A 20560-nucleotide genomic window follows, 5' to 3' on the forward strand; every position below is an offset into this window, starting at 1 on the left:
AATATTGATTTTTTGTTTCGCATTGAGGGTTAGATGGCTCAAATTTTCAACCTATCTAATCCAATGTCTTTCTGAACAGTAAAGTACTCAAGATAACAATAAGAACCATAAACAATAAAATGGGCCAGATATCAGGCCAAAGAATGCTAAAATCCGCACCTTTCAACATAATATTTCGCGTAATCCTCAAAAAATGCGTCAACGGAAGCATTTGACCTATATATTGAGCCCAGGTTGGCATGCCACTAAAGGGAAACAGAAAACCAGATATCATCATGGCTACCAAGATGTAAACATTCGTTGAAGCAACAGCTTGTAATTGCGTTTTAGCAAAAGCCGAAATAGCAAGCCCCATAGCCAAACTGCCTATAGAATAGGGAGCCATAATTAAGAAGTAAAGAAGGAGACTTCCATGAAAGGGAACGGAAAAAACCAGAGAAGAAACAAGTAATAAAATAAATAAAATAAGATACCCGACAATAAAATGGGGAATTACTTTACCAAAAATTATATTGATGGCACTGAGCGGTGTAATTAATAAGGTCTCAAAAGTTCCAGCTTCATATTCTGCCGTAATTGACATTGCGGTTAGCAGAGTAAGTGTTGTAAATAATAATACGGAAATTAACCCCGGCACCATATAATATTGTGAGATACCTTCAGGATTAAATTTGGGGTGGATATCGAACATGAACGGTGTTTGCTGCGTAGAAAGATAACTTAAAGAGCCTTTTGACTCCCGTTCAAATACTTTTTCAGGTAAAACCGAAACCGCACGAAATGCATTGGCGACAGCAACTGGATCCGTTGCGTCTGCTTCAATCAGTACATGAGGATTATTTCCTCTTAATAAGTCCCTGGAGAAATTAGGCGGAATATTGATAACAAACAATCCCCTTCCACTCAGTAATAAATTCTCAGCCGCTTTTTCAGTTTGAGCCATAGAATCAAGTGAAAAATACTCGGTGTGTTTAAAACTTTCCAATAAGTTTCGAGTAAAAGAGCTTTCTTCGGTAGCGAGAACTGATGTGGGTAAAAACTTAGGATTCGTATTAATCACGAAACCAAATAGCAGTATTTGAATCACCGGAATACAAAATAAAAATAAAAAGGTAGAAACATTACGCTTAATCTGGGTCCACTCTTTTTTAGCTACGGATAAAATCCGCCAAACTTCGACCTTTATCATTCGATTCTCTGGTCAGCAAACGTAGAGAGCCAAACGAATACATCCTCTAAGGTCGTATCAACGAGTTCTCCATGGAAAAATTTATTGGAAATATAGGGTTGTATCGCTTGAGCTAATTCTTCCTGATTCTTACTGCTCACATGAAGCGTATTATGAAATCGTAGGACCTGATCTACTCCATCAGTTGCTTCGAGTTGATGGGCTAACATGGCGATATTTTTCCCCTTGATCGACCAAGTAGCCAAATTTACCGAATTTAATATCTCTTCAATCGTTCCCGACATCAGAGTGCGCCCATAGCACATATAGGCAATTTTGTCGCATTTATCGACTTCATCCAAATTGTGTGAACTCAATAAAATGGTAATCCCCTCTCTTGACAGTTGATGCATGAGTTCCCAAAACTCGCGCCTTGCTTTGGGATCAATATTAGCGGTAGGTTCATCCAGTAATAACAATAAGGGATCATGCAACAGAGAAACAGCTAAAGATAAGCGCTGCTTCCATCCTCCAGATAAGGTACCGGCGATTTGGTGTTTGTGTTTTTCCAGATCAAATTTATGAAGATACTTTTCTATTTGATCTTTTTTATTAATGACACCATATACCTCAGCAAAAAAAAGCATGTTTTCATAGACAGTAAGATCTTTATATAAACCAAAATTCTGTGACATATAACCCACCAATGTTTTAATCTGGCGTGATTGAGTGAGAATATCAAAACCAACACATTCTCCCGCACCAGAGTCAGGGGTAATAAGACCACATAACATTCTTATTGAAGTCGTTTTCCCCGCTCCATTGGGACCAATAAATCCAAATATTTCACCGTATTTCACTTTCAATTCAAGATTATTAACCCCTTGGTTGTCAGCGAATTTTTTTGTTAGGTGCCTTACATCGATAATATAATTGCTTCTATCCATAACAGATGCCATTGAAATTTAATCGGGATGGGAATAAAAAAAATTGATAATCCATCATATTTGTTTTCTCATAATTTTAGAAATGACCTTTTGAAATAAGGATGGTGTGTCGACAGGAATAAATTTTTTAACCAGTTCCGCTTCTATGATTAATAGTTCACTGTCACTTTTCACATAAGCACTCTCATTTCTTCTCTGATCCGACATAAATTCGGCATCACCAAACATTTGATTGATTTTAATTCGTGTCGAGACACTCTGTTCATAATTGAGAAGTGCCACTTCCCCTTTCAAAAGATAATAACAAGCATCGGCAACATCTCCTTTTTGATACAAACAAGTCCCTGAAGAAATTTTTATATTTTGTGCAGTTCTTACCATAACTTGAATTTTTTCATGAGTAAAATTTTTAAATAGATGATGCGAACGAATGTATTGAATTAAAAGAAACTCTTCACTTAGCTTTCTTAAATTGGGATATTTGACTTGCGGTTGTTTTAAAAATTGTAAGAAATCATACAGGCTTACTTTAAGTAGATGCATAGGACTATTGGCCCTCACGGTGGCAGTTCGTAAACCCGTATGGGAGGCAAATCCTTCTGAGGACAAACCGATAATATCCCCTTTTTTTAATACAGCAATACGCATGACTTGCTGCTTTTCCATCGTATGGACCGCTCTTGTTACTTCAGCGGTTCCAGAGACTATCAAATAGATACAATCAATAGGTTCTCCTTCACTGACAATCACTTGTTCCGCATCAACATATTCTGATTGTGAATATTCAATTAATTCATGTGCACTTTGAGAGTCTAAAAGACAAAAAAGAGGATGTTTTAAAATAAGGTTTGTGTAGTGTTCTGAATTGTCGTTCATCGTCAGAATATCCATATCTTCAAAATCAGATGTTCTTTAAGGGTGTTATTTTGATTAGTCTAACGTTCTTCTGAAAAGTAAAACACCTAATAGAAGGATAATTATTGTAAAAATAATTATAGGCCAGGTATCTGGCCATAAAATATCCCAATTCGCCCCTTTTAACATGCTATTTCGAGTTACGCGCAAAAAATGAGTAAGGGGTATCATTTGACTGATATATTGTGCCCAGTGTGGTATCCCACTAAATGGAAACAAAAAACCCGAAATAATCGTTGCAATAATCATATAGGCATTCGATAAACCTAATGCGGCAAATTGAGTCTTAGTGACTGCAGAAATAGCAAGTCCTGTACCCAAACTCGATATTGAATAAGGTGCCATTAACAACAAATAAAGCGCAAGGCTTCCTTGAAAAGGAATAGCAAAAATAAAATAGGCAATCGCTAAAAGTACAAATAAAAGTACATATCCCAAAATAAAATAAGGAATTACTTTTCCTAAGATTATATTTGCTGGTGTTAAAGGGGTTATTAACAAGGTTTCAAAAGTTCCTCGCTCAACCTCGGAGTTAATAGAAACTGCTGTTAAAACAGAAAGTGTTGAAAAAATTAATAAGGCAATTAACCCCGGGATCGTATTAAATTGCGAAATATATTCAGGATTATATTTGGCTTGAATATCAAACACAAAAGGGGCCTGTGTGGGAGCAAGATAACTCAGAGCCCCTTGTAATTCGCGTTCAAATACTTTAACAGGTAACTCAGATATAGCCCGGAAAGCATTCGCAACAACAATGGGATCGGAAGCATCAGCCTCAATCAATACATGAGGCTGGTTTCCTCGAATGAGATCACGTGTAAAATGAGGAGGAATATTAATGACGAATAATACTTTGCCACTTAGTAATAGTCTTTTCGCAGTTTCCTCATTATTGCTCATTGTTTCAATTGAAAAATAGTGCGTATTTTTCAATCCTTCTAACAAACTTCGTGTGAACGAGGTATTCTCAGATGAAATAACAACGGTAGGTAAATGTTTGGGATCCGTATTAATAATATAGCCAAATAAGAGTATTTGCAGTACCGGAACAAATATTAGCCATAAAATGATCAAAAAATCTCGTTTGATCTGTATCAATTCTTTTTTAGCAATCGACCAAATACGAAGAAATTCATTTTTTAACATTTACATTCCTTGAATGTCGATCTTAAACCTTACCTATTCGTAAGCTTATAAAAGAACTATCCTATCTTAAGATTTATAGGAGTGGCAATTCATATAAAGGGGGTATTGTGAGGAGAAATGAACGGCAATTTCAACCCAAATATTGTCAATCAACACCATTTGATGTTAATTTCTTATTTTTGGGGTTATCTGACCTCATTATTGAAAAAAAAATAATATGCCAAACCCTTTCTCAAGATGGTTGTTTCTTTCAACATTATGCATCATGAGTATTGCTTGTAAAGAAGAAAGCAATACTTTGCAGGGATATATTGATGCTGATTATACTTACATTTCAAGCAGCTTTTCGGGCAATCTCATCAGTTTGGATGTTACTAAAGGAAATAAAGTTCAAAAGGGAGATTTATTATTTACCTTAGATATACAACCACAAGAAGCTCAATTTAAAAAAGCCAAAGCAAATCTTATCCAAGCTTTGGCACAAGCTAAGATGAAGCAAACCCAATTGCAATATCACAAAAATTTATTTGAGCGCTATAAAAAACTGGCTCAGTCCGGAGGAGTAAGCCGCGAGCAGCTTGACGAAGTAAAAAATCATTATCTTAATGCCAAAGAAGCATTAGTAGTTCAAGAAGCGTCGGTCAAATCTTCCATGGCAGAAATAGCAGAAGCCCAGTGGAATGAATCGAATAAAAGAATCTATGCTTCTACTTCCGGATATATATACGATACTTATTTTACCGTGGGTGAATTAGTTGCTAAAGAACGCCCCGTTCTATCTATTATTGCTCCTGAAAATCTAAAAGTCGTTTTTTATATTCCTGAACCCTTATTGGCAGAATTGAAATTGAACAATGAAGTAATGATTAGTTGCGATGGATGTAAAAAAAATTACCCAGCAAAGGTGAACTACATTTCTTCAAAAACAGAATATACTCCACCTTATATATTTAGCGAAAGCTCCAGAACAAAGTTCGTTTATCGAGTTGAAGCAAGACCAGTAAAAACAGCATTTAACTCGTTACATCCTGGACAACCAGTTACAATTAATTTAAATAGGAACGTATAAAACTTATTACTCATTGTTTATAAATACAATCCACTCAACGTAAGAAGCTCCAATGCAAAAAATTTCTTTATTTTTATGCTTATTAATTCTTTCCAGTTGTAAAGTTGGACCTAATTTTCGTTCACCCGAAGCACCTAAAAATATTAATTACAATCAAGGGTCTACTCTTAAAAAAACAGTTGCTGCTTCAAGTCCTGCCGGTACATCTCAACGTTTACGTTATAGGCAAGACATTTCCAGCTCTTGGTGGCGAATTTTTCACTCTAAAGAAATAAATGCGCTCATCGAACAGGGTTTAAAGAACAATCCATCGGTGGAAATGAGTAAAGCCAATTTGCGTAAAGCCCAGGCTAACTTAATTGCCGTTGCTGGGCCTGAATTATTTCCAACAGCAAGCACTCAATTTTTAGCTAGTCGCGAGCGAAATACATTAATCGCAACAGGAATTAATCTTGCACCGCTGCCAGGACAAAAGCTTCCATTCAAGTTCAATAACCAATTTGATCTTTACAGTAATACAATCACTGTTTCTTATAATTTAGATTTATTTGGAGGAACGCGACGTCAATTAGAAGCATTACGCGCCGCCATTGACTACGAACGCTTTGAATTAGAAGCGACCTATTTAGCATTAACAGGAAATATAGTCACTACCAGCATCGCTATTGCTTCATTACAAGATCAGCTTACAACAACTCAAGCACTAATTGATTGCCAGCACGAGTCATTAAAACTGACTAAACAGAATTACCGCCTTGGGCATTTTTCTCGCATGGAGGTACTTGAAAGCGAGAAGCATCTCAAAGCATTTCAAGCGAACCTTCCCCCTCTTAAAAGTACTTTGGCAAAAAAATATAATGCTCTTGCAGTACTGGTTGGCTCGCTGCCCAGTGAGAGTAATCTTCCTCATTTCAATCTGAAAAGCCTCCATTTCCCCTCGGAACTACCAGTGAGTTTGCCGTCTGAACTCGTAAGACAACGCCCAGATATACGGAGTGCTGAATCAATATTACATAAAGCCAGTGCGGAAATAGGGGTTGCAACTGCTAATCTATTCCCCAAATTTAACCTATTAGGCGACTTTGGATGGTTTTCTACCACTCTGAGCACTTTGTTTAATCCTATGAATAATGTATGGAATTATGCAGGGCAAGTGGCTCAAACCTTATTGAAAGGCGGCTCTTTGCGTGCCAAAAGAAAAATGGCTATTGCAGAATATGAGTTTTCCCTTGCTCAATACAGGAAAGTGATGGTTGAGGCTTTTGTCGATGTCGCAAATGTCCTGCATGCCCTCGAATTTGATGCAGAACTATTACAGGCTCAAGCAGATTCAGAAAAAAACGCCCTTCTTCAATTCAATTTAATTAAAACTCAATATCAACTCGGTAGAGTCACTCAATTAGCAGTCTTAAAAGCCAAGGCTGAGTATTTAAAAAGTCATTTAAACGTCATTCAAGCAGAAGCTGCGCGGTACAATGATACTGCAGCGCTTTTCCAATCCTTAGGAGGAGGATGGTGGAATCGTGATTTGCCGATTGGATGAACTATAATTGCAAATAGACTTCTTTCATTGCTATGAAAAGGATTGAGATGAAATCTATAGCTTGGATCACTGGTGCTGCTTCGGGTATTGGCGAGGCAGTGGCTAAAGAAATGCACACCCGAGGATATCAATTAATTCTTTCCGACCTTAATGAAACAAACTTACAAAAGGTAGCGCAAGCAACTCAGGCCGATTTTTTTGTTTTTGACGTGAGTAATAGAAATCAGAATCTGGAAACAGGTGTAAAAATAAAAGAAAAATACGGTCACGTCGATGTGGTTTTTCTTAATGCGGGCAAATATGAAGCGATTGATGTAAAGAATTTTAACAGCAGGACTGTTGAAGAGGTCATAAAAACTAATTTCTTAAGTGTTAGTTATGGTATTGAGGCCTCTCTGCCGCTGTTGCGAGCAAGTGCAAATCCACATCTTGTGGGGATGAGTAGTGCCATGTCAAACTTCTGCCTTCCCGAGGCAGAGGCATATGGAGCCAGTAAAGCGGCAATTCGTAACTTTTTGCAAGGATTGAGATTAGAACTGGCAGAAGAAAAAATTGCAGTCTCCACTGTAATTCCAGTTTTTATAAAAACTCCACTCACAGAAAAACGAACTGTTCCTAAGTTTTTACTGTACAGCCCAACAAAAGCAGCTAAAAGGATAGTCCGTGGAATAGAAAAGAAAAATGCTGAAATTAAAATACCCCCTCTCTATGTTAACTTAACCCGTTTATTGGCTTTTTTCCCAGATAAATTGATTCGTTTTTTGCTTAATCAATTTAATTAAGCGTATTTTTCTTGTTTATTTATTCATTTTTTCAAAAGCAAAGAAATATTTTGATATTTATTTGCCATTTTTGATCAATTTATAATCTATAATAAATCATGTAGCTTTTGAAAGAGCTAAGGAAGGTATTTGCTTTGAGAGTAATAGATTTTAAAAATAAGAAGCATTAAATGAGAAGTAGTAATTTGGTTTGAAAAGTTGTGAGCTGTATCCAATCAACCAGATGTTATTGGATTGATGAAATCGTAGTAAATTCACTTCATCTTCAACTAAGTACTCACAATCTGGAACGAGCTTATTGTATTCACCAATAGATGGGTAGGTGTTAAGGTGAAAAAGTTCAATTTATCTTCTTTGAAAATCAACTGGATTGATACAGGTATTGTTTTATCCGGCATCAGTATTATTATAGGCACATGGATTATCGCCTTTTTATACCCCAATTTTAGAGCAGGAATTTTAGGAGTTAATTGGTGGTATATTTCAATTTTTTTGCTGATTTTTGTTCATCTCACATTAACGCTCCAAACCATTTATTTACATCGTTCGGAAACGCATAGGGCCGTGGAGTTCCATCCTTTACTGATTCATTTTTTTAGATTTTGGTTATGGTTATCTGTGGGAATAAAACGAAGAGAGTGGGTTGCAATTCATCATCTTCATCACAAATACACAGACACTACCAATGACCCACACTCTCCAGTGGTACATGGACTTTTTAAAATGTTATTTTATGGCCTTGAAATAGTTAACGAAGCAAAAAACAATGAAATGGTTCGTACTTTTAAAGTTCGAAATTATGATGCTTTAGAGAAAAATTTATATGAAAAACACTCCGATAAAGGGCCAATTCTTTTACTTTGTATCGAAATCCTCGCTATAGGAATATGGGCTATTCCCCTTTGGAGTATACAAATTATATTAGTATCAATTATTACAACCTTTTACATTAACGGTATGGCTCATAGTGTAGGATATAAGAGTTATGATACGAATGACCATTCAAAGAACATTTGTCGAATAGCTCTTCTTGGCTGTGGAGAAGAACTGCACAATAATCATCATGCCAGTCCTGCCAGCGCCAAGTTTTCCCATAAAAAAGATGAATTCGACCTGGGATGGTTTTATATCCAAAAACTGTCTGCTCTTAAATTAGCGACGATACGAAAGGAATAGAACTTACGACATAAGGTGTTGATTGCATCATCTGTATTTTAGTACGAAGGGAAATCAATCTCTTCTTTCTGGACCAGGATGAACCGGCTCAGTCGGATTATCCGCTAAACTTGTCCCGGAAATTATCTCACCAATTGATTTTTCATGTAAGACCAAGCTGAAAAAGCTGATTCCTATCCCAGTGACCCAACGCCAGGTATTTTCCAGGGCTGAAGGAGGGCAAATATTATCCAAACATGCGACTTCCCCTTTACCCGGTCGCAACTCACGGAGTGAGTTCACATAAGTAGCAATTACTTCAGCTACTTTAGGCGTTAACTCTGTTTGTTCATATAAATAACCGAGAAATCGTTTTGCCATGCTTAAACGGGTGGCATAAAGTTCATCGTCTTTTATTTTTATGCGCTCTAAATGCAAAATATAATCCTCAAGGAGGTATCTCGGTTCAGTAATAGCACTGATTTTTTTAAAAGCATCAACTACCTCTTTTTCATCAGCACCTTCTGCGTACTGATAAAACTGTGTTTGCATATCCTCTAATCGCTTCTTATAAGTAAACTGGTTTAACTGAGCAAGATTTTGTGTAATCAACAACTCGGCTTCACGGGGCTTTATTTTTTGTTGCGGGGGTAAGGACACATGGATATCTGAGAGCCGAAAAACCATACACATAAATAATGCAGTGGTAATTATTTTAAGTGAATAGTCCAATTTACCTTGTAAAGGCTTAGACTCCAAATCATATACAGCCTGTAAGACCGCTATTTTTTTTGCATCTTCTTCTGAATAATCACTGTTTAGCCATTCGAGAATCAAAAAATTTACGGTGTCTTCTGCGCCCATCAGCTCATATTTCTGGGTAATAAAATCGACCCACCCCAAAAAAAGGAGGTACTTCCCTTCATGTAGCGCTTTAATGTACTCAGAACTGGATAAAAGCATAATGGTTCCTTGACTGCTTTTTTCGAATCTTATCCTATACTTAAAAAACATAAACATGCAAATGGTGCACACTATGAAAAGGAAGTGGTATGTAACTATTGCTGTATCTCTTTTACCCTTGAGTTTAGCACTTGCCAATTCCGCAAATTGTGATTTAACACAATTTCGTTGGGAATGTGATTTGCCGGTACAGGTTAAACCAAAGCCTGGAGCCACATCACTGGTGTATTGTGGTAACTCTTATGGCTATCTCACCAAACAGGAGTATGACATATTGGCTCGCTATCAACGCGCCAATGTGAATATGGTTTTAAATATTAATGGTGAATATATAGACAGTCCTTGTATCGGCGCGCAAAGATAGTACAATAGCTCTCTTTCTTATCCCGATTATATATTTGGGAAATATCGTAGCCTGGGTACAGCGCAGCAGAACCCGGGTTTTTCTATATTTAGTTTTCCGAATAAGTAGATTAATGAGATGATCATTGAACTCGATGGTATTCCTATAGAAATATCACGAAAAAAAATTAAAAACATGCACTTACGTATTTATCCGCCTGATGGATTAGTTAAAGTGAGTGCCCCTTTGCGGTTCAGTGAACAGCTGATAAGACAAAATCTTGAATCTAAAACTGCATGGATACATCAGCAAAGAGAACGCATCCGTAATCGGGCCATTGCTGAAGAATGTACCTTTGCAACGGGAGCCACTGTACCATTCAAAGGGAAAAAGTATTTACTAATCATTGAAGAACATCATGGCCCTACACAGATTAAAATTAATGATGAGCTGATGTACTGTTTTACACAGCCTAATAGTTCTCCTCCACAGATACAAACCATTCTGGAACGTTGGTATAAACATCAAATGCAGATATTATTGCCTGATCTCATTCAACATTGGGAAACGATAATTGGTGTCAAAGTCAACGAATGGGGAATAAGAAAAATGAAAACCCGTTGGGGTTCATGTAATACTAAAGCAGCACGTATCTGGCTAAATCTCAACCTCATCAAAAAACCTGCGATTTGTCTGGAGTATGTTCTTGTTCATGAATTAATTCATCTGCTGGAACCAAGCCATAATAAACGCTTTTATGAACTAATGAGCCAATTCATGCCACAATGGCGTGAATATGAATACCAACTTGAAGGACGAGTGCTTTGATTGATTCAGAACAACTTATTCACAACCTTTGTACTCAAGGGTTTTATATTATCGACGGTTTTTTAGAACCCAACCAATGCCGCTCATTACGTCTAATAGCCCAAGATTTGTATGAACAAGGACTATTTCGAGGGGCTAAAATTGGCCGTAGATTGGAATCGCACCATAATGAGATCATTCGCTCTGATGAAATTTTTTGGTTGGATGAATATGAGAGCAATCCGACAATACAAATCTTCTTAGAGCAAATGCTGTATTTAGCTCAAATATTGAATCAGTCACTCTTTTTAGGTTTACATGAATTTGAAACCCATTTTGCTGCCTATCAGCCAGGCACCTTTTATAAAAAGCATGTCGACCAGTTTGCTACACAAAAAACACGAAAAATCTCTTGTGTCTATTATTTAAATAATAATTGGGAACCTGAATATGGTGGTGAGTTAAAACTCTACGACACAGAAGATCAATTGCTTAAAAAGGTTTTACCCTCCGAAAATCGCTTCATATGTTTTAATAGTGAATTACCTCATGAGGTTTGCGTTACTCATCAACCTCGATACAGCATTACTGGTTGGATGAAAACTCAATCGTCTTGTTTATTGAATCGGAGCGAGTTCTCCAATTCACTCACGTCATCCAAAGGGTAGAAACTCAAGGCTGTCGCATCGTGTTACGATGGGAACGCCCTCTTCATTTGGAGTAAGGAGTAATGACTCGCGAAATCATAGGATTAGTGTGTATAATAATCTTTTTATTTTCACTAAATCTCTATGCACGCCTTAGACATTAAACAGTTACATAAAACCTATGCGAATGGGGTACAAGCCTTAAAGGGCATTGATTTAACCATAAACCAGGGTGATTTTTTTGCTTTATTGGGTGCTAACGGCGCGGGAAAATCAACTACCATTGGTTTAATTACGACATTACTTAATAAGACATCTGGAAGCATCAGTATTCATGGTTATGATTTAGAAAAAGAAGCGGAGAAAGCCAAATCGTGTTTAGGACTTGTCCCCCAAGAAATCAATCTCAATATTTTTGAAACCTGTGAACAAACCCTCCTAAACCAAGCCGGCTACTATGGAATTTCACGAAAATGCGCACAACCCCGAGTTGAGTCCCTTCTAGAGCAGTTAGGCCTTTGGGAAAAAAGAAATTCAATAGCACGCCATTTATCAGGAGGAATGAAACGTCGACTCATGATCGCCAGAGCCTTAGTTCACCAACCTAAGGTATTGATTCTTGATGAACCTACGGCTGGTGTCGATATAGAAATCCGCCACAGTATGTGGGAATTCTTAACCCGAACCAATGCAGAAGGGACAACCATTATTCTCACCACTCATTATTTGGAAGAAGCAGAACAACTGTGTAAAAACATTGCCATCATTGATAAAGGAGAAATAATAAAAAATACGTCCATGAAGGCGTTGTTACAAACCCTACACCATCAAACGTTTATTTTCAACACAGAAAACCGTATCGATCTCTTACCCGATTTACATCCCTTTAAACCGGCTTTGATTGATAGCACTACAATAGAGCTCCGGGTAGATAACCATTTGAATTTAAACGATGCATTTGCCCTGTTCACAAAAAACCGCATAAAAATTCATAGTATGCGTAATAAAACGAATCGCTTAGAAGAACTCTTTTTGGATCTGATAAAAAATGGCCATTAAAAAACAAACTATCGCATTATATACTTTGGTTAGACGCGAATTAGTTCGTATGTTTCGCATTTCAACTCAAGTCTTTTTGCCACCAGTGATTACGACGACACTTTATTTTCTCATCTTCGGTAGCTTAATTGGTCCTCGTATCGGCTCGATTCAAGGAGTCAGTTATCCAATGTTCATTGCTCCTGGATTGATTATGATGTCAGTCATTGTCAATTCCTATGGAAACGTATCTTCCTCACTTTATAGCGTCCGCTTTCAAAAAAGTATTGATGAAATGCTCGTAAGTCCAATGCATAACAGCCTCTTGCTGCTTGGATATGTTTTGGGAGGAGTATTTAGGGGATTAATCGTTGCTGCATTGGTCTATATTATTGCTAGCTTTTTCTTAACTATTGAGCTAGGCCATTTGCCCATGACCTTGCTGGTTGTGTTGCTGGTCTCTGCTGTATTTTCTCTGGCAGGTTTTACTAATGCCATGGTGGCTCGAAACTTTGATGATATTATGATTATTCCAACCTTTGTGCTCACTCCCCTTACCTATTTAGGTGGAGTATTTTACAGTATCAACATGCTTCCTGAATTCTGGCAAAAAGTTTCTTGGCTTAATCCTATTCTCTATATGGTCAATGCGCTTAGAAATGCGATGATTGGTCAAAGTGAAGTGAATACATCTTTAGCCATGGGAATTATTGTCCTCATGTTGGCATTGCTCACGCTCCTTAACATGATTTTATTAAAAAAAGGGGTGGGGTTTCGCGAATAATCGCCTCCATCTTTTTCCGGAGTTGTCCCCAGAATCAAGAGAATACGTTAAACACTGGCTCCCGCGAACAAGCCCCAGGAGTAGACAGTGGAATCAAAAGACATTTGCTACAAGCGCTCCGCCTCCGAAAAGAAGACTTAGGTTGGGCAGTAGCCCAACAGCATTTTGCTCCGGAGTAACCCATTAAAGAAAGGTCGGGCCAAGGCCCAACCTTACAACCGGGATGAGACCTTAAATCACGCCGCCCTTTGCAACCAATCAGGCTTCACCCGATTGGTTACTTAAGTTGACGCCGCCAAAACACGCTTAGACAGTTCCCGGAGTCAGGCAAATTATCGAAATATCAGCTATTGCAGCAGCTTGAGCAGCTTGTGTTGCCGTAGAAGTTGACGTTGCGGTTACTTGCGTTGTAGAAAGATAGGACACACTGTCAACACCGCTCCCAGCATCATTAGTGACAGTCTTCCCCGCCCCAGTTGTGACTGATACAACATCAGCGGTCGTTGTGACTTCCCCCTCTTTAGGGAAAGGAGCATTAACAATCTTATCTGCAGTAACGCGAACACTTGCTCCTGGTCGAAGGTATTCATTTCTTGCCAAAACAAGTCCTTCAATCACCTCGATATAGGTCATGCCGTGAGAAGGGACGTAGATACGCACATCGGTTCCAAGTATTGCAAGTGATAAAATTGGCGTTTTAAGTGACTCTTTAATTTTTGCCGGGGTTTTTATTTCTGCCTTCCCCTTGCTCAACTCCGCCTTAATTTGCACCGACTCCTTGGGAGAATAAGCCAGAATTTTATAATTTGAATTCCCGCCGATGTTAACTAATGCGCCATTTGTATATTGGAGGCTCGCTGCCGCACCATCACCTGTAATCACTTCATCACCAGGATCCAAAGCCGAGCCACGAGTCAACACCCGCTCAACACCATTATGATGTGCTAGCACTTGTTTCTGGGTGAACAAAACAGTAGCAGCAGATTGAGCAAATACTTGACTGGCTATCATGAATAACCCTGTAATTATTATTTTTTTCATATAGATTCCTGTACAATTTTTCCATTAAAAATAGTTATGGGTACCGAGCATAAGCCTATCGTTATTCATTAATCTTTTCATAAGATAATGAAAAATTATTTATGCAGATGCATATAGACTCCATTCCAGTCGTCAGGAGGAGGAGTTTTCATGAACGCTTGACTGCGTTCATGATACATCTGATATAAATAAACATCGGGAAATTTGTTTTTTAGCAAAGCAAATTTTTTTTCTGCAGACGTCCAGTTCTGTGCGGAATACTCACCCAAAGCTTGATGGTACTCTTTGAGCTCCGTTAAAACCTCCTCAGAAACTTCATTAACCCTGCCCAGCGGTTGGTAGATAACTAACCCACTTTTTCTTCCCTTAACTGTAATTTTATCGATGATTCTCCAGACAAATTGATTTTGTCCAGTACGTGTTCCATCACTCACTAAAATATTCACCTGATAAAATTTTGTTAAATCTTGTAATCGAGAAGCAAGATTCACTGTATCACCAATGACTGTATACGCCCGGCGAAACGCTGAACCCATGTCTCCCACATTCATCATTCCTGTTGCTAAGCCAATACCGATATTCACTGCTGGCAAGTCTTTTTCTTGCATTGTTACATTAATTTCGGGTAGTTTTTGGGCTATGGTTAACGCGCAAATAATGGCATGAGAAGCATGTTCTTCATCATGTATAGGCGCCCCCCAAAAGGCGACAATCATATCACCTACATATTTATCAATCGTTCCTCTAAAGCTAAAAATGATTTCCGTAACTGGCGTAAAAAAAGCATTTAATAACCGCTTCACATGAGATGCATCTAACGTTTCACTCACCCCTGTAAAATTACGTATGTCACTAAATAGAACCGTCATGTTACGTTCTTGTCCTTCCATACTGTATTGATCAGGAGATTCGATTAGTTCTTTAACATATGCTTCTGGGACATATTGACCAAACAACTGATTTATTTTTCTTTTTTGTTTTCTTTCAATGATAAATAAATAAGCATAATTCGTTATGGTAATCAGTACGATTAAGGTTAACATCAGTGCTATTGGAAGATAGAAACTTTTGGATACAAAGAGATAGATTGATAAAGCCCTAATACCGATAATACTAATTACTGCAAGAATCAACATTCCGGAAACACTCAAGAAAGAGATTAAAAAGGTAAAAAGTAATCCAATCAATACTAAATACACTCGTCCTTGAGTAGTCTTCCAATCAAATTCTGATACCAATTGCTGTCCAACAATACCTTGAACCATATTCCCTACCATCTCAACACCAGGAAACGATTGGGCAACGGGAGATTGGTGCAGATCGGCCAAAAGGATGATTGTTGAACCAATGATAGCAATGGCTCCCTGCAATTCGTCTGGGTTAATTTTACCTTGTATAACATCCGTCGCAGAATAATAATTAAGTGTCCCAATTTGTCCCCAAAATGGAATAAGAATTTGTCCGCGCGAGTTTGTAGGGATAAATACATTCCCCATTTGTATTCCATATAATTGATGATCATGAATTTTAAGTTCAATGTGCTGTGCCATTAAATAATTCATGGCCGTTGCAAGAGCTAAAGTTGGATAGAGCTTGTTCTCATAGCTGGCTAACATAAGCCCATGTCGCACCGTCCCATCCAGATCAGGTACGTTGGTCACCGCACCCGCTTGGGTGGATGCATTCAGAAATAAGGGTAAACAACCGTTATATCCAGAGAATTGATGAAGGGGAAGATGATCTCTGCATAAATATTGATTCTCTGGATTAGTTAAAGGAGAAGGTAACACTCCTTTCCTAATTTGCGTGTCATTATGAAACAAAAAGCCTAATACCACATTATGATCCATCAATGCCTGAGCCAAAATACGATCATTGTCTACTTTGGGGGCAATCTGCTCGAGCAAATTAGGTAATTGCTTTTGTTCTAGGGACAATTGAGGCATTAATTTATTTAATTCATTTTTTAAACCAATCGCATAATTTACCTCTGCCTCAGCCATAACAATATCTGTTGCAATCGTAACGACCCCATTTTTCTTTAATTGATTAATTAAATCAGCCATCTTGTCTCGAGACCATGGCCATCGGCCTTCTTGTTGTACTGATTTATTATCAATATCAATAATAACAACTCGAGGAATTGTTTGATGAGGACGCCAGTTTAATTGAACCACTTGATCATAGGTTCGATAGTCTAATTGAGTAATAAATGAACTTAGAAGCGGGATTTGAATGACATCCGTGCAAAAAATTAGAGCCACCCAGAAGAGACCTAAAAGGATTTGTATCCATTTAGATTTCATAGCTTTCGGCGAAAAATAATAGTTCTTCTTCACGAGATATCGTCCTTAATACGCTTCGCAACAACACTGAAAGGAAGCAAAGATATAGAGCCCTATAACATCTTCGCCTCATTCTTTTGCGCCTTGTCTAAATCATAATGGTTGACGCTATCAAGTTCTATCCTAGGGCCTGGTTTCAAAAAATCAAAATGTTTTGGTCAAGAGAGTAACGATGAAACGGGTCCTAACCAAATTGATATTCTAATGCGGCTAGAGTTTGATAGCTCTGAAACACGCCACCAGCATTATAATATTTTTCTTCAACTCGAATGGTTGCATTTTTATAGGTTATGGCGATACCTCCCCCTACGCGAAAACCACTTTTATCCATATTCAATTGGGGTAGTGAACCATTAATGACGCTCGCAGGATTTATTAGTAGGCGACTATTGGAAAATTGTGCTACCTGAATTAATCCACCACTCAGAAAAGGCATTACCGTGGGCTTAATGTAATAACCTAATTCAATATTTTCCAAAATTAAAGTTGCTTTATTGGTTAATGGTTCAATCACTTGAAAGGTAGCAGTATCCGGGAAAAAATAATTATATCTTCCCGTATCAATTTGGCTGTACAACACTCCGGCATTAGCTCTCATCAGAAATTGTTTCCAGGTTTTTCTATAAATTCCATTAAAGCTAATAAACCAGTTGTTATTATTATTGGTTGCTTGAGCGATTAAGGGCGCAGGCTCTGTGGCTATCTCTGTTAAGGTAATAAACTTATTAAAACCATATCCCCCACCCAAATCAGCATAAATCTCGGGAGTAAAAATTTTAAACAAATGGCCAAAAATCGTATTATTGTGTATGGTCTGTTCTGAGGTAGTTACAGATCCAGGAGTGAGTAAAAATTGAGAAGTAAGCTCTGTATCAATCCCAAAATAATAAACACCCACCATCATAGTCTGGCCTAGAGAAACATGGTCTGCTCCTGCCGAATAGAGATTTGAATGTCCATTATATCGGTTAAAATTGGTCCCTGAAGTCGAATCAAAATTAAAATCGGTATATCCATACAGAAATTCTGGCGTTATTTTTCTAAGAAATTCTGAACTCTTTGGTTGATTGGTTGTACCATCCTTTGACAGCGTATTTGCATTGAGACAAAATCCGCTAAATATCAAAAAAACAGATAAAACTAATGACTGAATTTTCATCACATCCAAATTCCTTTTTAGAGAAGGTATAAACTTTTAGACTATAAGTAATCTTTCACGACCCTTGTCATCCTGAGTTCACCATAAATGATCTCCGGATTTTAGCATCATATCATAATGCTGATACTACATAACCAGAGAACTTTCACTGCGTTCGAGTTGACATAGTCCAGTGTAGGTTTCGTGTATAATCATATGCTTAAACATACAATTGCACAAGAACTGAGACACAGAGATAAAGGACATTATAATTCTTTGGAACATTTTACTTACGCTTAAATCCCAAAGCGTGTAAACGAGCATCAATTGAAGGATGTGTTGCAAAAGCGCTGCTTAAAGATTTAACCGGCTGCATATCAGAAGGATCAAAGAGATATGATGCCTGCCTTACCTGTTCGTGCGGGGTATTACCGTATTCTTGAGTATACTCTTCAGCATGTTGCGCATGATCATCACTAATTTTGAGGAGCGCCCGCGCTAAAGGTTCATTGTCACGCATTAATTCCACGCAACCCGCATCAGCCATGTATTCACGTGTTCGACTTAAGAATAAAGTTAACAGGACAGTAATTAAAGGTAAAACATAACGAAGGACCACTATAACCATTAACAGGCGGTTATCCTCACGTCTGTCATTGCGCCTAAATAATGCTGAATAAAACAAAATATCGACTACAATCAAAAGAATATTACTTAAAACCGCCACCATCAAAGTTAATTTAATGTCGTAATGACGAATGTGGCTTAATTCATGAGCCATCACCGCTTGCAATTCTGCTCTGTCTAATTTGCCTATTAAACCTCGAGTAATTGCTACCATTGCCGATTTTTCACTGTAGCCACTTGCAAAAGCATTCATATAATCTGCTTCGATAATAAAAACCTTGGGCATATACTGCAAGCCCGCAGCAACTTTCATTTCCTCTACCACATTGTATAATTGTTGCTCGAGTAAATTTTGGGCTGTTTTGGGGGTAATTTCACGATACTCCGTACCTAATAGCATGATGCGATCATAAAATGCATACGTTATCATTAATGACACTGCCGCAAAACCAACCATAAGAATGGTCGCATAAGGAATAACTTTCAGCTGAATCAATGCGAGGAAACACTGCTCAAGAGTAACTTGCGGGTAAGCTGTATGCAAAATAAATAGATCGGCAATGAAGCCTACAGCAAAATAAATCGCAATAAAAATAGCAATCACTGATCGTGTCTTGCGTTTATTTAACCGTATTTGCTCGCGCCAATTACCTACGCCGCCGTGATACTCTTCAAGCCCCATATCCTATACTCAAAATTTTACGGTATAGTCTTCTTTTGCCTGGATCTGCTCTTCAGGAAGTCCCCAATAAACAAAATCTTTATCTAAAGAGGAAGCAAAGAAAGAGACTACCATGGATTCAAAGAACGATTTCTTTTTGGCATTATAACGCTCTATACCATCGTTATAAGCTTGCTTCGAATAAGCTAACTTATTTTCAGTATTGACAATTTCTTCCTGCAATTGCATTACATTCTGACTTGCTTTTAAATCAGGATATCGTTCAAATACTACATTAAGTCCAGAAGCAATCTGGGAAATTTGATTCTCTGCAGCAATACGCCCTGCTTCATCCCCCGCAGCTTTAGCTGCTTGAGCCTGATTACGCAAAGCCACCACATCTTTCAGTGTAGTTTGTTCGTAATCCATATATTTTTTTACAGCTTCAATCAAAGATTCAAATACTTTGAAACGACGATCTAACTGGATATCGATTTGTTTTTTGTCGTTATTAATCGCTTCGATTAAGTGAATTAAGGTATTGTAAACACCTATAGCCCATATTAATAAAAGTACTACAATAATGATAAGAACAATAAAAAAAGTACCCATTTTTCTTCCTATGCAAAATTTCCTACAATTTAGTTATAGATCGAAAATATAAAAAAAAACAGTAAGCGCTTTTTAAATATTTCGAGGTTGAACACAAGCGTATGATTTTTGAGCACCGAAAAGGGGCCGACAAATACCAGGTCATTCTGAGTAATCGGCTCCATACTGTAGCACGGTGTTCGCTGGGATAGGAAAGCCCTCGCTGCACTTTGGGATGATGTGCCTATTGGAATTGGAGAGGATTTTTTACTCCCAAAACATAAGAGTAGAACTGATGAATAAAAGTAGGATCGGATGGTGTATCCATTTTTCATCTTATTATTTGTGTTGGATAGCCTGTTTTTATTTTGCAGCACAAAACGATGTATATCTTGGTCCAATTATTGGCTTTCTAATCATTGCCGTGCAAATCTTATGGCAATTAATTAATCGATTGCCTTATTTAAATGCCCTGTTTTTTGCATTTCTTATTGCATTTATTGGTTCGCTTACAGACACAATTTGGCTTCATCAAAACTATATTTATTTTAAAGCAAATCCCTTTAGTTCCTATTTTACAGCCCCATGGATGATTTGTATTTGGTTAAGTTTCGGATTAAATCTGATTATTCTTAATGAAAAATTCACACGTTACTATTTCATTTGGTTTCTACTGATTCTTTTTTTGATGCCCTTTGCTTATAAAATTGGCGCATCGTGCAATATCGTCGTCATTGAAAAAAGCTACCCCTTTTATCTTTCGGTGGGGATTACCTGGGCATTACTCCTACCAATCAGCTTTTATGCATACAATTATTTAAAAAAAACGAATCGTATTGATGCATAA

20 protein-coding genes are annotated in these 20560 nt (G+C 37.6%); 10 read left to right on the forward strand and 10 right to left on the reverse strand.

What is annotated here, in order from left to right:
• Positions 1-55: 55 nt before the first annotated feature.
• Genes ACF8MK_RS02410 through ACF8MK_RS02425 form a run of 4 tightly spaced genes read right to left on the reverse strand, consistent with a single transcriptional unit; the run spans position 56 to position 4179 of the window.
• Positions 56-1189, reverse strand: a complete 1134-nt coding sequence (locus ACF8MK_RS02410; protein ID WP_392538039.1) for an ABC transporter permease — start codon at positions 1187-1189, stop codon at positions 56-58.
• Entirely contained in the window at positions 1186-2115 is a 930-nt protein-coding gene (locus ACF8MK_RS02415) for an ABC transporter ATP-binding protein (RefSeq protein WP_392538040.1), read from the reverse strand. The genes ACF8MK_RS02410 and ACF8MK_RS02415 overlap by 4 nt, the downstream gene beginning before the upstream one ends.
• Before the next feature lie 54 nt (positions 2116-2169).
• Positions 2170-2991 (reverse strand): cyclic nucleotide-binding domain-containing protein, encoded by an 822-nt coding sequence (locus tag ACF8MK_RS02420; RefSeq protein WP_392538041.1) that lies wholly within the window; start codon positions 2989-2991, stop codon positions 2170-2172.
• A gap of 54 nt (positions 2992-3045) precedes the next feature.
• Positions 3046-4179, reverse strand: coding sequence for an ABC transporter permease (locus ACF8MK_RS02425; RefSeq protein ID WP_392538042.1), 1134 nt, complete (start codon positions 4177-4179; stop codon positions 3046-3048).
• 265 nt (positions 4180-4444) lie between these two features.
• On the opposite strand from ACF8MK_RS02425, the gene ACF8MK_RS02430 reads away from it, so the two are divergent.
• From ACF8MK_RS02430 to ACF8MK_RS02445, 4 genes are all read left to right on the forward strand, one after another.
• Positions 4445-5248, forward strand: coding sequence for an HlyD family secretion protein (locus ACF8MK_RS02430; RefSeq protein ID WP_392538043.1), 804 nt, complete (start codon positions 4445-4447; stop codon positions 5246-5248).
• Between the two features lie 52 nt (positions 5249-5300).
• Positions 5301-6791: an efflux transporter outer membrane subunit gene (locus tag ACF8MK_RS02435; protein WP_392538044.1), complete on the forward strand. Its 1491-nt coding sequence runs from the start codon at positions 5301-5303 to the stop codon at positions 6789-6791.
• A 47-nt stretch (positions 6792-6838) separates the two neighbouring features.
• Positions 6839-7573, forward strand: a complete 735-nt coding sequence (locus tag ACF8MK_RS02440; RefSeq protein WP_392538045.1) for an SDR family NAD(P)-dependent oxidoreductase — start codon at positions 6839-6841, stop codon at positions 7571-7573.
• Positions 7574-7903: 330 nt separating this feature from the next.
• Positions 7904-8749, forward strand: coding sequence for an acyl-CoA desaturase (locus ACF8MK_RS02445; RefSeq protein WP_392538046.1), 846 nt, complete (start codon positions 7904-7906; stop codon positions 8747-8749).
• 54 nt (positions 8750-8803) lie between these two features.
• Here the strand turns inward: ACF8MK_RS02445 and ACF8MK_RS02450 are convergent, their stop codons facing one another.
• Positions 8804-9691: a helical bundle domain-containing protein gene (locus ACF8MK_RS02450; protein ID WP_392538047.1), complete on the reverse strand. Its 888-nt coding sequence runs from the start codon at positions 9689-9691 to the stop codon at positions 8804-8806.
• 73 nt (positions 9692-9764) lie between these two features.
• Between ACF8MK_RS02450 and ACF8MK_RS02455 the strand changes: the two genes are divergently transcribed.
• From ACF8MK_RS02455 to ACF8MK_RS02475, 5 genes are all read left to right on the forward strand, one after another.
• The gene (locus ACF8MK_RS02455) at positions 9765-10055 is read left to right on the forward strand and encodes a hypothetical protein (protein ID WP_028381321.1); all 291 of its coding nucleotides are present in this window, start codon (positions 9765-9767) and stop codon (positions 10053-10055) included.
• Between the two features lie 117 nt (positions 10056-10172).
• Positions 10173-10862, forward strand: coding sequence for a M48 family metallopeptidase (locus tag ACF8MK_RS02460; RefSeq protein WP_265702182.1), 690 nt, complete (start codon positions 10173-10175; stop codon positions 10860-10862).
• Positions 10859-11509 carry a 2OG-Fe(II) oxygenase gene (locus ACF8MK_RS02465; protein ID WP_392538048.1) on the forward strand — a complete coding sequence of 217 codons (651 nt, stop codon included), beginning with the start codon at positions 10859-10861 and terminating at the stop codon, positions 11507-11509. The genes ACF8MK_RS02460 and ACF8MK_RS02465 overlap by 4 nt, the downstream gene beginning before the upstream one ends.
• Before the next feature lie 123 nt (positions 11510-11632).
• Positions 11633-12547 (forward strand): ABC transporter ATP-binding protein, encoded by a 915-nt coding sequence (locus ACF8MK_RS02470; protein ID WP_392538049.1) that lies wholly within the window; start codon positions 11633-11635, stop codon positions 12545-12547.
• Positions 12537-13310, forward strand: a complete 774-nt coding sequence (locus ACF8MK_RS02475) for an ABC transporter permease (RefSeq protein ID WP_392538050.1) — start codon at positions 12537-12539, stop codon at positions 13308-13310. Before ACF8MK_RS02470 ends, ACF8MK_RS02475 begins: the two co-directional genes overlap by 11 nt.
• A 306-nt stretch (positions 13311-13616) precedes the next feature.
• On the opposite strand, the gene ACF8MK_RS02480 is transcribed toward ACF8MK_RS02475, so the two are convergent.
• The 5 genes from ACF8MK_RS02480 to ACF8MK_RS02500 form a co-directional block, all read right to left on the reverse strand.
• On the reverse strand, positions 13617-14351 hold the full coding sequence (locus ACF8MK_RS02480; protein ID WP_392538051.1) for a FecR domain-containing protein: 735 nt from the start codon (positions 14349-14351) through the stop codon (positions 13617-13619).
• Positions 14352-14446: 95 nt separating this feature from the next.
• Complete coding sequence (locus ACF8MK_RS02485) at positions 14447-16657, reverse strand: CHASE2 domain-containing protein (RefSeq protein ID WP_392538995.1); 2211 nt, start codon at positions 16655-16657, stop codon at positions 14447-14449.
• Between the two features lie 223 nt (positions 16658-16880).
• The gene (locus tag ACF8MK_RS02490; RefSeq protein ID WP_392538996.1) at positions 16881-17855 is read right to left on the reverse strand and encodes an autotransporter outer membrane beta-barrel domain-containing protein; all 975 of its coding nucleotides are present in this window, start codon (positions 17853-17855) and stop codon (positions 16881-16883) included.
• 265 nt (positions 17856-18120) lie between these two features.
• Positions 18121-19143, reverse strand: a complete 1023-nt coding sequence (gene htpX, locus ACF8MK_RS02495; RefSeq protein WP_392538052.1) for a zinc metalloprotease HtpX — start codon at positions 19141-19143, stop codon at positions 18121-18123.
• A gap of 9 nt (positions 19144-19152) precedes the next feature.
• Positions 19153-19734, reverse strand: coding sequence for a LemA family protein (locus ACF8MK_RS02500; protein WP_265702175.1), 582 nt, complete (start codon positions 19732-19734; stop codon positions 19153-19155).
• Positions 19735-20008: 274 nt separating this feature from the next.
• Between ACF8MK_RS02500 and ACF8MK_RS02505 the strand changes: the two genes are divergently transcribed.
• Complete coding sequence (locus ACF8MK_RS02505; protein WP_392538053.1) at positions 20009-20560, forward strand: DUF2878 family protein; 552 nt, start codon at positions 20009-20011, stop codon at positions 20558-20560.

The organism is Legionella sp. 227 (assembly GCF_043161935.1).
Classification (GTDB): Bacteria; Pseudomonadota; Gammaproteobacteria; order Legionellales; family Legionellaceae; genus Legionella; species Legionella sheltonii.